A 15,703-nucleotide genomic window follows, 5' to 3' on the forward strand; every position below is an offset into this window, starting at 1 on the left:
CTGAGGTGCGCCTGAGGTCTCGTGCGTTCACCACACCCCCATCCGGGGGTATTCATCGCGTGACTCGGATCACTACCGTTCGTCGCACTCGGTATCGCGCATTCACCCGATACCCGACAAAACGGAGGAACCATGACCACTGTCTCACCCGACGACCCGGGTGTGTCCGCATCGACGCCACCTACGGTGCAGACCAAGACCAGTGTCCGCCGGGTCGCTGTCGCCAGTGGCATCGGCACGACGATCGAGTTCTACGACTTCTTCATCTACGGCACCGCGGCCGCCCTGGTCTTCCCGACGATCTTCTTCCCGGCCCTCGGCTCCACCGCAGGCACCGTGGCCTCGTTCGCGACGTTCGCGGTCGCGTTCATCGCCAGGCCCGTCGGCGCAGTGCTGTTCGGACACTTCGGTGACCGCATCGGTCGCAAGAAGACCCTGATCTCGACGCTGCTGCTGATGGGGGTGTCCACGTTCGCCATCGGTCTGCTGCCCGGCGCGGAGACGATCGGCGTGGCTGCGCCGATCATCCTGGTGCTGCTCAGGTTCGGCCAGGGGTTCGCAGTCGGTGGTGAATGGGCAGGCGCGACACTGCTGACGGCCGAGTACGCGCCTCCCGGCAAACGCGGCTTCTACGCGATGTTCCCTCAGCTGGGACCGTCCGCCGCGTTCATCTTCTCGAGCGCGACCTTCCTCGCGACCGGACTGCTGCTCGGCGACACCAACGAGACGTTCCTCAACTACGGTTGGCGAATCCCGTTCCTGCTCAGCGCCGTTCTGGTACTCATCGGCCTGTACATGCGGTTGGCCATCGAAGAGACCCCGGTCTTTCGTGCCAACAAGCTCGCCGAGGAGCAGGCACCGGCGAACGCAGCACCGACGAAACTGCCGATCTTCGACGCCTGGCGCATCCAGAAGCGGGAAATCCTCACCGCTGCAGGCGCATTGGCGTCACTCTTCGCCTTCTTCTACATGGGAACCGCATACCTGACGAGTTACGGCACCAAGACCCTCGGATTCGACCGCCCGTTCGTGTTGGTCACCGGAATCGGTGCTGCGGTGATCTTCGGAGTCGCGATCGCGGTGTCGGCCACCTACTCCGATCGTGTCGGCCGACGGCGAGTGATCATGGCGGCGTGCATGGTCGCGATCCCGTGGTCGATCGCTCTGTTCCCGATACTCGACACCGGTTCACCCGCAGCCTTCGTGATCGGCATGTGCGTCACGCTGGCCATCTTCGGTGTTGCCTACGGACCGACCGGAGCTTTGCTCCCTGAGCTGTTCCAAACCCGATTCCGTTACACCGGAGCAGGTTTGGGCTACAACCTCGCAGGCGTTCTCGGTGGCGCGATTCCGCCGATGCTGGCCGCACCGCTCACCGCCGCGTTCGGCAGCATCTCGATCGGAGTCATGCTGGCCCTGCTGTCGGTACTCAGTCTGGTGTGCACCAAGCGGTTGATCGAGACCAAGGACGTCGACATGACCTGACACCCGCAACGCAGAACCGCGGCCACCCGGTAATCGGGTGGCCGCGGTTTCGTCAGCTCTTCACGGGACGAACTCAGTCGTCGCCACGGGGCGGCGGCTGAACATCGACGCCGCCGGAGTTGTGCTCCGGTCCGGCCGCCGGATGCCCTGCCGGTACGCGGCCGCGAGTCTTGGCGGCCTCGCTGTCCTTGGTGGCACCTTCGGCGAACTTACGACGCCAGCTCTCCTCGGGACGGTAGGGGCCCGGCTTCGGCCGAGCCTTGCCGCCCGGGAACGCCAGCCGTGCGATGGTGCGCTGGACCATGCCCCACTGCTGAAAGAACGGTCCGGTGTTGTAGGGCAGTTCGTAGCGCTCGCAGATGTCCTTGATCTTCGGCGCAACGTCCGCGTACCGGGTGCTGGGCATGTCCGGGTACAGGTGGTGCTCCACCTGGTAGCTCAGGTTGCCGCTCATCAAGTGGAACAACGGGCCACCGTCGATGTTGGCGGCTCCGACGAGCTGACGGACGTACCACCCACCGCGGGTCTCGTTCTCCACCTCTTCCTGGCTGAAGGTGTAGGCCTGGTCCGGGAAGTGTCCGCAGAAGATGATCGCGTTCGACCAGACGTTTCGAATGATGTTCGCGGTGAAGTTCGCGGCCACCGTCGACAGGAACGTGCTCTCGATGCCACTGAACCGGCTGTCCAGCAGAGCCGCGGTCCGACGGTTCTTACCGAACCGGGCAGACCCACGCAGCTTGGACGCGAGCCTGGAGCGCTTGCTCTCGGGCAGACGACCACCCGATGCGACCTGCGCCAGCGCGAACGCACCGGCCGAGATCAGCGGCCAACCCACGTAGTCCTTGACGAACTGCTTGCGTGCCTTGACGCCGATGCCCTTGAGATCCTCGACGAGATCCTTGACCGGCTTCTCACCGCGACGAATGGCCTCGATGTCGAGATCGTGCAGCGCGACACCCCACTCGAAGAACGCCATCAGCAGCACGTTGTAGAACGGCTGCGCCAGGTAGGCCGGGTGCCACTTCTGCCGCGGGTCGATACGCATGATCTCGTAGCCGAGATCCTTGTCCTTGCCGCGGATGTTGGTGTACGTGTGGTGCACGTAGTTGTGCGAGTGCTTCCACGAGCTCGCGGTAGACGCGGTGTCCCAATCCCACACGGAGGAATGAATTTCCGGATCGTTCATCCAGTCCCACTGGCCGTGCATGACGTTGTGGCCGATCTCCATGTTCTCGAGAATCTTTGCGATTCCGAGGCACGCGGTACCCGCCAGCCATGCCGGCTTGCTGGTCGATCCGAGCAGCAACACTCGACCCGCGACCAGCAACTGCCGCTGGGCTGCGATCACCGAGGTGATGTACTTCCGATCCTTGTCACCGAGGCTGGCGTACACCTCGTCATGGATGGCGTCGAACTCCTTGGCGAGTTCGGCGATCGTGTCGTCACTCAGATGCGCCAGCGGGTTCACCGGCTCGTCGGAGACCGTGACACGCCTGGTGGTTTCGTCGATAGACATTCATTCCCCTGTTCGATGTGAAGATCAGAGTTCGATTTCGATGTCGCCCTCAGCAGTGTTGACACAGATCCGAACCGCTTGCCCCGTAGGTTCGGAGATATCCCCGTTACGTAGGTCACGTAAACGCCCCTTCTTCAGGGTACCTACGCAGGTGTGGCAGATGCCGATCCGGCAGCCGTACGTCAAATCCAGGCCGGCTTCCTCACCGGCGGCGAGAATCGTTGTGCCGCCGTCGCATTCGACGTCCTTCTTGCTGTTGATAAACTTTACGGTGCCGCCCTCGCCTGCATCGTCGCCACCACCGATGACCGGCTGAAAACTCTCGTGATGGAACCGGTCGTAGTCACCCTGGTCTTTCCAGTACGAGCGCAGATCATCCAGATGTTCACCCGGACCGGAGCAGAATGCCTCGCGCTCACGCCAATCCGGGACCAGCTCGTCCAATTCGGACGCCTTCATCCGACCCTCGTCGCTGGTGACCCGCAGCTTCACCGTCAGCCCGTCGTGCTTGGCTTCGAGTTCGTCGAGGGTATCGGCGAACATCAGCTGGTCGCGATTGTGCACCGAATGCACCACCACGACGTCGCGTACCTGATCGTGGTGATCGAGGGCGCGCAACATGCTGATGATCGGCGTGATGCCACTGCCTGCACTGATGAACACCATCTTGTCCGGAATCGGATTCGGCAGAGTGAACTCGCCCTCGACCTCACTGAGCCGGACGATGTCACCGGTCCTGATGGTTCCCACCAAGTACGGCGAGACCGTCCCCGACGGCACCAACTTGGGACTGACGCTGACCAATCCGTCCACCGGGTCCGGATCGGAGGTGAGCGAATACGCCCGCCAGTGGTACCGACCGTCGATCAGTACTCCGAGTCGGACGTACTGCCCGGGTGTGTGGCCCTGCCACTCGAAACCCGGACGGATGTACACCGAGACGGCCTCCGATCCCTCCGGTGTCACCCGCTCGACCTTCCCCCGAAGCTCGCGGGTGGTCCACAGCGGATTGATCATCGACAGGTAGTCGTCAGGCCGGAGCGGATTGAACAACGATCGGACTGCGCGCAGCATCGTCCGTCTTACAAAAGAAACCTGGGGCTTGGCCCCCCGTTCAGCCATACTCAACGGTAACCCTGTACGCCGTGCTACACATCCGAATCGCTCAGAACTGAATGAGACTGCTACACAAGGTGAACAGAACCGGGCTGTTCCGACCGGTCAGCGCGCTCTGGAAACGCGGTCGCCCAGGGCGGCACTCACTTTTCCGTACCAACCGACCGGACGGGCAAGCCCGCGCGTGGGCACATCGGCCAGTAACGCCTCGGCCGTTTCCTCCGCATCGATCTTGTTGTCGCCGATGCCGCCCGTGGCACCCCGTTTGGCCCACCCGACGACGTAGCACCCCGGAACCGGAGTGCCGTCGGCAGCGGTGATGCGACCGCCGACGTTACGAATGGTGCCGCTGATGTCGTCGAACGGGATTCCCGGTGACGGGGTTCCGCGATAGCCGATCGCGAGCAGAACCAACTCGGTCGGCAGCTCGACGGCATGCTCACCGACGCCGACCTCGATGGACTGCACCGAGCCGCTGCCGTGGAGAGCAGCCGGAGCTCGGCCGAACGCGAAGACGATGCGGCGCGCGTGTGCCTGCGAGCCCAGTTCGACTCGCGTCGCCCCGGCGAGAGCCGACGCAGGAGCGGACAACGGCAGGCGATCGATGGCGTCGACGATTCCGTCCGGTCCTGCCACGACGACGTCGACGCCGGCGCGATCGACGAGAGCCTTGCATTCGGACCGGGTGAACGCCGCGAACTCGGGGCCACGACGGGCGAGGACGACGACCTCGTTCACCCGATGCCGACGCAACTCGGCCAGAGCGTGCGGGGCGATCTCGGTTCCGTCGAGCCGGTCCGGGTCGGCCGTGAGGATACGAGCAGCGTCGAGTGCGACGTTGCCGTTTCCGATGATGGTGACGCGGTCGACGCCGGTGAGATCGATGGCATCGGCGGGAACGTCGGGGTGGCCGGTGTACCAGCCCACCAGGGTGCGCGCGCTGACGGATCCGTCGAGGTCGATACCGGGAATCTCGAGGGCTCGGTCCTTGTCGGCACCGACGGCATAGACCACCGAGTCGAACTTCCGAGCCAGTTCGACGTGGTCGACATCCTTACCGACCTCGACACCGAGCTTCATCGTCACCCGCGGATGGACGAAGATTCCACGGAAGTGCTCACTGATGCGTCGGGTACCGAGGTGATCGGGAGCGACGCCGTAGCGGGCGAGACCGCCCGCAGTGGGCAGCCGGTCGTAGAAGGTGACGTTGGTGCCGGGGACACGCAACAGCGCCTGAGCGGTATAGCAGGCAGCCGGTCCGGTCCCGACGATGGCGATGTCGATCGGCGGTAGGTCGTTGACCGTCGCCACCGGGAACCGAGGCGCGCCCCACTCCGCCACGGCGGGCTTGTCCTTGTAGTAGTCGGCGTTGATGTCCGCGTAGATCTGCTGGTCCGGTGTCAGACGCGAGACGCGAGTGATCGCGTCCACCGGGCACGCGTCCGCGCAGGCACCGCAGTCGATGCACGAGCGCGGATCGATGTAGAGCAGCTCGGTCTTACCGAAATCCGGCTCGTCCGGCGTCGGATGTATGCAGTTGACGGGGCACACCGACAGGCAGGATGCGTCGTTGCAACAGTTCTGCGTGATCGCGAACGGCATTGTTCTCGGATGTCCTTCACGGCCTCGAAAAGAGTGGTCAGAGCATGTGCAGACGACGGTAGATCATCTCGGCCGGCTTGGTGACCAAACCGCAGTCGAGAAGAAATGCCATCAAGTGCTCGCTCGAGGTGCGCATCATCGTGTGGTGATGGGCGTTGTTCTTCGCTTCCTTCACTGCGCGGTCGACATCGAGGCCGGCTGCTGCGTAGACCTCCTTGTTGACCATGTTGGACACGATCATGCGGGCGGCGATCGCGACGACGAGCGCGCTGGCCTTACGGCGAGCCGGGCTCTTCTCGGCGATCTCCTCACGCATCTGAGCGCGCGCGAACGTCATGTGCCGCGACTCTTCCACGACGTGGATCTTGCTGGTGGTGCGCACGAGTGGCAGCACGTTCTCGCCGCGCATCCAGTCGCGCTGCATGACGTCGAGCACCTCTTCGGCGACGAGGATGCCGCCGTAGGCGACCTCGGCGGACGCGAGAGCCTTGAAGCCACGGCCGAGTTCGATGCTCGATCGACGCGGCAGGTATGCCTTGATACCCATCTTCTGGCAGGCGCGGGCGAACATGATCGAGTGGCGGCACTCGTCGGCGATCTCGGTGAGCGCGAACTGGAAGTCCGAGTTCGACGAGTCCTTGCAGTACTGATCGCGCAGAACCATCTGCTGCAGGATCATCTCGAACCAGATGCCGGTGCTCATGATCGAGCAGACCTCGTGGCGGGTGAGCGTGATGCGCTGCTCTTCGCTCATCTCGTCCCACAGCTTCGTGCCGAAGAGGGTGCTCCACTCCGGGTTGAGTCCGTAGAGGGAGGGATCGAGATCGGCTTCCCAGTCGACCTCCTCGGAGGGGTCGTACGACAGCTGGGCGGCGGAATCGAGCAAACGAGCGGAGACATCCTCGGGCTCGAGAACGTCGTTCCTGGAGAGTGTGCTGGTCATCGCCGTGGTTCCTTCCATCGTCGAAAAGCTCTATGTAACTGTTACGGAGATTACCAGGTACTCGGGGACACAGGTAGTCACTCGAGGAGAAATCTCGTCGAATCTTTTTCCGGACCCCTACAGTTCGAGCGAACAGAGAACGGAGATTCATCGGTGATCGCAGCTCTACGGTCCGCCCTCACCCGCACCCCGATGCGCCTCTACGCGGCGGGCATGGTGTCGGCCAACGCCATCGGAGCAGTCATCGTCTTCGTGTTGGCCCGCTTCATCCTGCCGTTGCCGGTCGGCTCGGAGGAGATCCTGTCGGACCGAAATTACGTCGCCTTCTTCGTGTATCTACCGGTCGCGATCGCCATCGGGATCGCGCTCGGCCTCCGCGTTGCGAAGCCCCTCGTGCTGTGGCTGCACACCGGCGGTACGCCCGCGGACGCCACCGCGATCGCCATCGTGAGGCTGCCCCTTCGTCAGCTCGGCGTCCACGTGCTGCTGTGGGCACTCGGCGTCGCGGTGTTCGTCGCGGTCAATGCGTCCGCCGGCGCGGCGCTGTCGATCATCGTCGCGATTGCCGTCAGCTTCGGCGGCCTGGCGACCTGCTCACTGGGCTATCTGGTTGCCGAGAGAACCCTTCGGCCGACCACCGCAGCGGTGATGGAGGTCAGTGCGGTCACCGATTCCGCGGCACTCGGCGTGAAGCTGCGCGTCGTTCTCATCTGGGTCCTGAGCACGGCCATTCCCATTCTCGGCCTCGGTCTCATCGGCCTCGGCAGACTGATCGACACCGTCATCCCACCCGACGTCGACCTGTCTCCCGCGATGGTGTCGCTGTCCGCGATCGCCCTGGTCGTCGGATTCGGCGGCATGTTCCTGGTCGGACGGTCCGTATCGGATCCGCTACAGCAGGTCAGCACGGCCATGCAACGCGTCGAAGCCGGAGCGACCGACACCCGCGTCGACGTCTACGACGCCTCCGAGATCGGCCGGTTGCAGAACGGGTTCAACAAGATGGTCGTCGGTCTCGACGAGCGCGAACGCCTGCGTTCTCTCTTCGGTCGCCACGTGGGCCACGACGTGGCGCAGCGGGCGTTGGCGAGTGCTCCTCGCCTCGGCGGCGAGAACCGAACGGTGGCCGTGCTGTTCATCGATCTGGTGGGTTCGACGGCCATGGCCGAGCGAGAATCCGCGGAAGCGGTGGTCGATCTTCTCAACCGCTTCTTCGCGGTGGTGGTCGAGCACGGCGAACGCAACGGCGGCTTCGTCAACAAGTTCGAGGGCGATGCCGCACTGTTGATCTTCGGCGCCCCGGTCGACCACCCCGATCCCGCGACGGCGGCACTGCGCACCGCACGCACCCTGGCCGTCGCCCTCGCCTCCGACGGCGGCTTCGAGATCGGTATCGGCGTCACGTACGGCCCGGTCATCGCCGGAAACATCGGAGCCGAATCCCGATTCGAGTACACGGTCATCGGCGACACCGTCAATCAGGCGGCTCGGCTCACCGATCTCGCGAAGGACGACCCGAACACCGACGTGCTCACCTCGTCGATCGTGCTCGATCACGCCTCCGTCGACGAACGCTCGCACTGGACGACGGGCGAGGCGGTCACCCTGCGCGGCCGGTCGACACCGACGACTCTGGCCGCGCCCGTCCGGCATCGCTGACGTCCGACCGTTCTGCCGAAAAATTCGAAGGTTTCCCGTTCGGTGCCGATGGGGCATACCCCCCGAACCAACTCACCCATCGCGCATGCGCGAGACATTGACTGGTACAACGTCTCTCGCTCCGAAAGGCATCCATGTCCGCAATTCTGTTCGGCTCGATCAGCACTCTCGTCGACACGTCCGAACTGCAACGTCGCTCGTTCAACGAGGCGTTCGCAGCACACGATCTGAACTGGAACTGGTCTCGCGAGGATTACCGGGCCATGCTCGGATCCAACGGTGGTGCCGACCGAATCAGCGAATACGCGTCCGACACGGGTACCGAGGTGGACGCCGCCGCCGTGCACGCGACGAAGTCCGAGATCTTCCAGCGTCTGATCGGCGAATCGGACGTGAAGACACGACCGGGCGTGGCCGACACGATCGACTCGGCCAAGGCGAACGGCATGAAGGTCGGCTTCGTGACGACCACCTCGCGGGACAACATCGACGCCCTGCTCGCTGCTCTGTCTCCCGAACTCACCGCCGACTCGTTCGACATCATCGTCGACGCGTCCTCGGTCGATGCCGGCAAGCCCGATCCCGCGTCGTACGAATTCGCCTTGAAGTCGTTGGGCGAGAACGCATCGGACAGCGTCGCCATCGAGGACAATGCCGGCGGTGTCCAGGCGGCGGTTGCCGCGGGCATCACCTGCGTCGCATTCCCCAACGAGAACACTGCAGGCACCGAGTTCGGCTCGGCCACCGACACCGTCGATGCACTCGATCCCGAGAGTGTCCGCGCTCTGATCTCCGCCTGAGCGAAGCCTGCGCAGCGAGCGTTCAGTCAGACCCTTCATCCAATCCTCCAGGAGTAACCAGTGAGCAATCTTCAGGCCCAGGTCGTTGCCGGGGACAGGTCGTTTCGCGTCGAAGGCTACGAACGCATCGAGTACGACCTGATCTACGTCGACGGTGTGTTCGCAATCGAGAACACCGAATTGGCCGATAGTTACCGGCCGTACGGTCGCGCGCTGATGGTCGTCGACGAATCGGTGCACGAGATCTACGGCGACCGGATCAGCGCGTACTTCGATCACTACGACATCGCACTGACGGTGGTTCCGGTGCACATCGCCGAGACCGCGAAGTCGCTGGAGACGTTCGAGCGCATCGTGGGCGAGTTCGATGCGTTCGGTCTGGTCCGCACCGAGCCGGTGCTGGTGGTCGGCGGCGGATTGACCACGGACGTAGCGGGTTTCGCGTGCGCCAGCTACCGACGGAACACCCCGTACATTCGCATTCCCACCACCCTGATCGGCCTGATCGACGCGAGCGTGTCCATCAAGGTGGCCGTCAACTACGGAAAGCACAAGAACCGCCTCGGTGCGTACCACGCGTCGCAGAAGGTGCTGCTGGACTTCTCGTTCCTCGGCACATTGCCCGAGGATCAGGTGCGCAACGGCATGGCCGAGCTGATCAAGATCTCCGTCGTCGGCAATCTGGAGATCTTCGAGATGCTCGAACAGTACGGTCCCGAACTGCTCCGAACCCGATTCGGTCATCTCGACGGAACAGCGGAATTGCGTTCGGTTGCAGATCGACTGACCTACTCGGCGATCGCGACGATGCTCGAACTCGAGGCACCCAATCTGCACGAGATCGATCTCGATCGCGTCATCGCCTTCGGCCACACCTGGAGCCCGACGCTCGAGCTGACTCCGCCTGCCCCGTTCTTCCACGGCCACGCGATCAACATCGACATGGCGCTGTCGACGACCGTCGCCGAACAGCGTGGACACCTGTCCACCGCCGATCGCGATCGAGTGCTCGGTGTCATGTCCAGCATCGGGCTGGCCCTGGACAGCCCGTACCTGACACCCGAGTTGCTCTCGGAGGCAACGGCATCGATCCTCAAGACCCGCGACGGCATTCTGCGCGCGGCGGTGCCGGACCCGATCGGCACGTGCCGCTTCCTCAACGATCTCGACGCAGCCGAGTTGGCCGATGTGCTGACTCTGCACAAGAAGATCTGCCTCGACTTCCCGCGCGCAGGCGAGGGTCTCGACATGTTCACTGCACCGACGCCGTGACCCAGACCCCGCGACCGGTCACCCCGACCACCATTCTGGCGCGCGAGCTGAGCGAGATAGCCGATCTGCTCGACGCCGGTAACGGGGCGACCGACGAGCTGATCACTCGTGTTCATCGAGCCCGCGATCTCGCGGCGGGACTCGACCCGTATCTCGACACCTGCACCACCCCCCAATCCGCAGCGCTGGCGACACTGGCATCGCGGACCCGCACCGAGGACTGGAGATCACGTGACGTCGTCTCCGGCTCGGGGCCACTGGAGATGGAAATGCTCTCCGGCCACGTGGAGGGACGCTTTCTTGCGTTTCTCGTGCACATGACCGGGGCGAAGCGGGTGCTCGAGATCGGTATGTTCACCGGCTACTCGGCACTGGCGATGGCCGAGGCTCTGCCCGCGGGCGGCGAGGTGGTCGCCTGCGAGGTGGATCCGTACGTGGCCGAGTTCGCGCGGTCCTGTTTCGCGGATTCGCCTGCGGGCTCGTCCATCACGGTGGAGGTGGGGCCTGCACTGGACACCCTCCGCCGGTTGGACGGCACGTTCGATCTGGTCTTCGTCGACGCCGACAAGACCGGATACCGCGCGTACGTGGAGCACCTGCTCGGTAGCGAGCTGCTGGCCGACAACGCCGTGATCGCCGTCGACAACACCCTCCTGCAGGGTCAGCCGTACAGCGAACGCCCCACCGAGAACGGCCGGGCCGTCGCCGAATTCAACGAGTACGTGGCGAACGACCCCCGCGTGGAGCAGGTGCTGGTGCCGTTGCGCGACGGCGTCACCTTGATCCGGCGCACATGATCCGCACTGTCGCAGCGCTTGTCGGACTCACTGCCACCCTCCCCGCCGACCTCGTGGCGGCGGGGGTGGCTGCCGTCCGCGGCGGACGGCCCGCCACGCGCCGAACCGAATCCCCCAAGACGGTCATGATCAGCGGCGGGAAGATGACCAAGGCCCTGCAGCTCGCGCGGTCCTTCCATCTCGCCGGGCACCGGGTCGTCCTGGTGGAATCGGCCAAGTATCGCTTCACCGGCCATCGGTTCTCGCGGGCGGTCGACCGCTTTCACTGTGTACCCGACCCAACGGAATCCGGCTACGCCCGAGCACTTCTGGATGTGGTGCTCCGCGAAGGCGTCGACGTCTTCGTCCCCGTCGCGAGTCCGGCTGCGAGCATCCACGATGCCGACGCACGGGCACTACTCGATTCGCACTGCGAGGTCCTGCACGGCGACGGCGCGACGGTTCGCATGCTCGACGACAAGTCCAGGTTCTCCGAACACGCTGCGGCACTCGGCTTGCGCGTTCCCGATTGGCGACGCATCACCGACGTCGAGCAGATCGCGGAGTTCGACTTCCCACCGGGCCGTGAGTACATCCTCAAACGCATCTCGTACAACCCGGTCGGCCGCATGGATCTGACGCGATTGACCCGCGACACGCCTGCCGAGAACCTGCGATTCGCACGCAGTCTCGGGATCTCCGAGGACGATCCGTGGATCCTGCAGCAGTTCGTCGCCGGGCAGGAGTACTGCACCCACGGCACCGTCCGCGGTGGACGGTTGCAGGTGTACGGCTGCTGCGAATCGTCGGCGTTCCAGGTCAACTACGAGATGGTCGACAAGCCCGACATCCTGCGCTGGGTGGAAACATTCGTCTCTTCGCTGGACGTCACCGGCCAGCTGTCGTTCGACTTCATCGAGTCCGCCGCCGACGGCCACATCTACGCCATCGAGTGCAACCCCCGCACCCATTCGGCCATCACGATGTTCTACGACCATCCCGACCTGGCTGCCGCGTACCTCGAGGACGGCCATCCCGTGATCGTGCCGCGTACGACGGCTCGCCCGACCTACTGGATCTACCACGAGGTGTGGCGTCTGCTCACCGAGGGTAACCGAAAGGCCCGCTTGCGCAGCATCTTCGAGGGCAAGGACGCCATCCTCACCGGCTGGGATCCACTTCCCTATCTGCTGGTGCACCACCTTCAGATTCCGTCCCTGCTGGTGCGAAATCTGCTGGCCCGACGCGGATGGTCACGCATCGACTTCAACATCGGCAAGCTCGTGGAGAACGGAGGCGACTGATGACCCTGTCGGTCCTGGTACTGGTCGGATCGTCGGTGGACGAATTCCACTGCGATCTGTCTCGGGTGTATGCGGGCGGATTCCTCGACGCACTCGGTGGAAATCCCGACTATCGATTCGAGGTGGCGTTCGTCTCCCCCGGCGGGCTCTGGAGCTTCCCCGGTGGCATCGACGCCGCCAGTGTGGCGTCGGCACACCAGATGTCGTTGGCTCAGGCAGTGGACGTCATCTCGTCGTGGCACTTCGACGTGATGGTGCCGCAGATGTTCTGTCTGCCCGGAATGACGACATACCGCAGCCTGTTCGATCTGTTGGGCGTGCCGTACGTGGGCAACGGTCCGGACGTGATGGCGATGACGGCCGACAAGGCTCGCGCCCGAGCCGTGGTCGCGGCGGCCGGGGTCGCCGTTCCGACCGGTGTCGTGGTGCGGTGCGGCGACGACATCGACGTCGAACTGCCGGTGGTCGTCAAGCCCGTGGACTCGGACAACTCGATGGGCGTCACACTGGTTCGCGAATCCGACCGGTTGGCAACCGCAGTGAGCGAGGCTCTGACGTATTCGTCTGCGGCACTGGTGGAGTCGTATATCCCCCTCGGCCGCGAGGTTCGTTGCGGCATCATCGCACGGGGCGACGAGCTGATCTGCCTTCCACTCGAGGAGTATGCCGTCGAGTCGATTCGTACCAGCGCCGACAAGTTGAATCGCACCTCGGACGGGGATCTGTACCTGGTCGCGAAGGAGCAGACCAGGGCGTGGATGGTGGACGTCTCCGATCCGATCACCGAGAAGGTCTGGGCGGCAGCACGATCGTGCTATCGATCTCTCGGCTGCCGGCACTACGGTCTGTTCGACTTCCGGATCGACCCCGACGGCCAACCGTGGTTCCTCGAAGCCGGTCTGTACTGCTCGTACTCGCCGTCGAGCGTGCTCGCCGTGATGGCCTCGGCGGCAGGTATCGCCGTCGACGAACTGTTCGCACGAACGCTCGACGAACTGTCGGTGAAGGAGTTGTCCTCGTGACGTTGGGAATCGAGATCGACGAGCTGGACCTGAGCTCCACCGAGACCGAAGAACTGCGAACGCTGTTGGCCGAACACGGCGTGCTGATTCTGCGCAGACAGCCCATGGACGACGCGGGCTTCCTGGCATTTCTCCGGCGGTTCGGCGAGATGATGTTCACCGAGGGCGAGACGCCGGTGCCGGGCTTTCCCGATCTGAACGTCATCAGCAACGTCGGCCGCACCACACCGCCCAAATCGACGTTCCACGTGGACACCACGTACGTACCGAATCCGCCTGCCTACACCGCATTACGTGCGGTCGAGGTACCGGAGGCCGGGGGCAGCACGCTGTTCAGCGACCAGTACGCGGCCTACGACACCTTGCCGGCCGACCGGAAAGCGGACCTGGCCGGAAGAACGGTGACGCACCGAGTGACCGGGGTGGCGTCGGACACCGATTCCTGTGCCGAACATCCCTTGTTCGCAGTGCATCCCGTGACCGGGCGTACCGCACTGGCGTTGTCGGCACCCGCACGGTGTGTCGCGATCAGCGGCCTTTCCACCGAGGAGGCACAGGAGACCGTGCGATACCTGTTCGAGCATTCGACCCGCGAGACCAATGTGCTGCGACACGCGTGGGCACCGGAGGACGTCGTCATGTGGGACAACCGATGTGTGATGCACAAAGCCGATCACAGCGGGGTCGTGGGAAACAGGGTCATGCACCGGGGAATGGTTGCCAATGGTGAATCGCCGTCGGTTATGTGACCGACAACTCAAAGATTTGCCGGTTCACCCGTATTCCGGACAATCGAGTCATGACTTCCCCATTGACGATCAGCCGCGAAACAGCCGTCGGTGCCGAAGCTCGTCTGTCCTGGATATTGTCGGGACTGGCAGGGATGGTGGGTGCAGTTGCCTTCCTCCACTCCGCCGGCTACTTCGTGACCTTCATGACCGGCAACACCGAGCGAGCAGTCGTCGGACACTTCGGGCATCCCGAGGGCAAGGAGGTCACCCCGGGCGCGTCACCGATCGCGGCACTGGCGCTCATGGGCTCCTTCCTGGCAGGCGTCGTGATCTCGTCGATCTGCCGTCGTCGCTACTGGTCGAACCACCCGCACGGAGCAACGGTGCTCACCACGATCGCCCTCGCCGGAGCAGGCGCGATCGACATCGCAATCTCCGGATGGTCGTCGGCCAACGTGAACTTCTACCCGATTCTGTTGGTGGCCTTCGCACTCGGTGCCCTCAACACCGCGTTCACGAAGAAGGAAGAGACCTACATTCCGCTGAGCTACGTCACCGGCACCATGGTCAAACTGGGTCAGGGAATCGAGCGGCACATGTTCGGCGGCGGAACGCGCTACGACTGGCTCTGCTACACAGCGCTTCTCGGATCGTTCGCCTTGGGAGGCGCGATCGGAGCCTTCATCGGCGTCGTCATCACCGGCCCGCAGGTACTGCTTCTGACCGCACTGATCAGCTTCGGCGCGACGATCTTCACGTTCACCCACACCGAGCGTCGTTCGCTGCTGGGGTGAGGCCGCCGGCCCGGGTCAGTTCTCGACCAGCGGCGAGGCCACCACGATCTTGCGCAACATCTGCTCGATGAAACCCGGGGACAGGCGTGACCCGATCAGCACTTGCCGCTGCACCAGCCCCTCGATCATCACCACGAGGGTCTCGGCGTCGGACGGCGGATCCTCGGAGTCCAACGAGGCGACGATCCACTGGGTGTAGGTGACGAATGCTGCTCGTTGACTGTCGAACAACTCGCGAATTTCGTCGTCGTGCTGCGCCTCGCCGAGCATGATGTGGCGAGCGATGACCCGTTGGACGGCATCCCCGGTCGTCATGGCGTCGATGAAATCGATGATGCGCGACACCACGATATCGGCGGTGAGCGGCTTGACGTCGACGAGACTGCCGAAGGTCGCTCCGGCCACCTCGAAGTCGCGGACGAACAGCTGACCGAGAGCCAGGTGAAGCAGCCGACTCCGGGTGGGCGCGTGGTAGTTCACCGACCCGGGTCCCAGTCCCGCTGCGGCGTCCACCGCCCGGTGCGTCAAGCCGCGAAGACCTCGGGTGGCGAGCACCTCGATCGCGGCCGTGGCGATCTCGTCGCGCCGACGCACTCTCGACTCGTCGTCCCTGGGGTGTGCCGGACTCATACCGCGCAGTGTAGTGCCCGGCTGTTGACATACATCGATTCCACGACCTAGCC

The 15,703-nt window shown here is 64.1% G+C and carries 14 protein-coding genes; 9 read left to right on the forward strand and 5 right to left on the reverse strand.

What is annotated here, in order from left to right:
• Positions 1 to 132 precede the first annotated feature (132 nt).
• Entirely contained in the window at positions 133 to 1,485 is a 1,353-nt protein-coding gene (locus tag AB0362_RS05285) for an MFS transporter (protein WP_317548151.1), read from the forward strand.
• 73 nt (positions 1,486 to 1,558) lie between these two features.
• On the opposite strand, the gene AB0362_RS05290 is transcribed toward AB0362_RS05285, so the two are convergent.
• From AB0362_RS05290 to AB0362_RS05305, 4 genes are all read right to left on the reverse strand, one after another.
• Positions 1,559 to 3,001 carry a fatty acid desaturase gene (locus AB0362_RS05290; RefSeq protein ID WP_366235061.1) on the reverse strand — a complete coding sequence of 481 codons (1,443 nt, stop codon included), beginning with the start codon at positions 2,999 to 3,001 and terminating at the stop codon, positions 1,559 to 1,561.
• A 24-nt stretch (positions 3,002 to 3,025) separates the two neighbouring features.
• Positions 3,026 to 4,123 carry a ferredoxin reductase gene (locus AB0362_RS05295; RefSeq protein ID WP_366235063.1) on the reverse strand — a complete coding sequence of 366 codons (1,098 nt, stop codon included), beginning with the start codon at positions 4,121 to 4,123 and terminating at the stop codon, positions 3,026 to 3,028.
• Between the two features lie 99 nt (positions 4,124 to 4,222).
• Positions 4,223 to 5,719, reverse strand: a complete 1,497-nt coding sequence (locus tag AB0362_RS05300) for an FAD-dependent oxidoreductase (protein ID WP_366235064.1) — start codon at positions 5,717 to 5,719, stop codon at positions 4,223 to 4,225.
• A gap of 37 nt (positions 5,720 to 5,756) precedes the next feature.
• On the reverse strand, positions 5,757 to 6,662 hold the full coding sequence (locus AB0362_RS05305; protein WP_366235065.1) for a diiron oxygenase: 906 nt from the start codon (positions 6,660 to 6,662) through the stop codon (positions 5,757 to 5,759).
• 153 nt (positions 6,663 to 6,815) lie between these two features.
• Here AB0362_RS05305 and AB0362_RS05310 point away from each other — a divergent pair, with 153 nt between their 5' ends.
• The 8 genes from AB0362_RS05310 to AB0362_RS05345 all read left to right on the forward strand — a co-directional run bounded on the left by AB0362_RS05310 (position 6,816) and on the right by AB0362_RS05345 (position 15,020).
• Positions 6,816 to 8,321: an adenylate/guanylate cyclase domain-containing protein gene (locus tag AB0362_RS05310; RefSeq protein WP_366235066.1), complete on the forward strand. Its 1,506-nt coding sequence runs from the start codon at positions 6,816 to 6,818 to the stop codon at positions 8,319 to 8,321.
• 134 nt (positions 8,322 to 8,455) lie between these two features.
• Positions 8,456 to 9,121 carry an HAD-IA family hydrolase gene (locus AB0362_RS05315; RefSeq protein ID WP_366235067.1) on the forward strand — a complete coding sequence of 222 codons (666 nt, stop codon included), beginning with the start codon at positions 8,456 to 8,458 and terminating at the stop codon, positions 9,119 to 9,121.
• 60 nt (positions 9,122 to 9,181) lie between these two features.
• The gene (locus AB0362_RS05320) at positions 9,182 to 10,393 is read left to right on the forward strand and encodes a sedoheptulose 7-phosphate cyclase (RefSeq protein ID WP_094639246.1); all 1,212 of its coding nucleotides are present in this window, start codon (positions 9,182 to 9,184) and stop codon (positions 10,391 to 10,393) included.
• Positions 10,390 to 11,190: a class I SAM-dependent methyltransferase gene (locus AB0362_RS05325; RefSeq protein WP_317548143.1), complete on the forward strand. Its 801-nt coding sequence runs from the start codon at positions 10,390 to 10,392 to the stop codon at positions 11,188 to 11,190. Before AB0362_RS05320 ends, AB0362_RS05325 begins: the two co-directional genes overlap by 4 nt.
• Complete coding sequence (locus tag AB0362_RS05330; protein WP_366235068.1) at positions 11,187 to 12,473, forward strand: ATP-grasp enzyme; 1,287 nt, start codon at positions 11,187 to 11,189, stop codon at positions 12,471 to 12,473. Before AB0362_RS05325 ends, AB0362_RS05330 begins: the two co-directional genes overlap by 4 nt.
• Positions 12,473 to 13,495, forward strand: a complete 1,023-nt coding sequence (locus tag AB0362_RS05335; protein ID WP_366235069.1) for a D-alanine--D-alanine ligase — start codon at positions 12,473 to 12,475, stop codon at positions 13,493 to 13,495. Before AB0362_RS05330 ends, AB0362_RS05335 begins: the two co-directional genes overlap by 1 nt.
• Complete coding sequence (locus tag AB0362_RS05340; protein ID WP_366235070.1) at positions 13,492 to 14,244, forward strand: TauD/TfdA family dioxygenase; 753 nt, start codon at positions 13,492 to 13,494, stop codon at positions 14,242 to 14,244. The genes AB0362_RS05335 and AB0362_RS05340 overlap by 4 nt, the downstream gene beginning before the upstream one ends.
• A gap of 50 nt (positions 14,245 to 14,294) precedes the next feature.
• Positions 14,295 to 15,020, forward strand: a complete 726-nt coding sequence (locus tag AB0362_RS05345; protein ID WP_068055698.1) for a YoaK family protein — start codon at positions 14,295 to 14,297, stop codon at positions 15,018 to 15,020.
• 15 nt (positions 15,021 to 15,035) lie between these two features.
• On the opposite strand, the gene AB0362_RS05350 is transcribed toward AB0362_RS05345, so the two are convergent.
• Positions 15,036 to 15,650: a TetR family transcriptional regulator gene (locus tag AB0362_RS05350; RefSeq protein ID WP_068055695.1), complete on the reverse strand. Its 615-nt coding sequence runs from the start codon at positions 15,648 to 15,650 to the stop codon at positions 15,036 to 15,038.
• Positions 15,651 to 15,703 lie beyond the last annotated feature (53 nt).

Source organism: Rhodococcus sp. NPDC079359, assembly GCF_040702585.1.
In the GTDB taxonomy this organism is placed as follows: domain Bacteria; phylum Actinomycetota; class Actinomycetes; order Mycobacteriales; family Mycobacteriaceae; genus Rhodococcoides.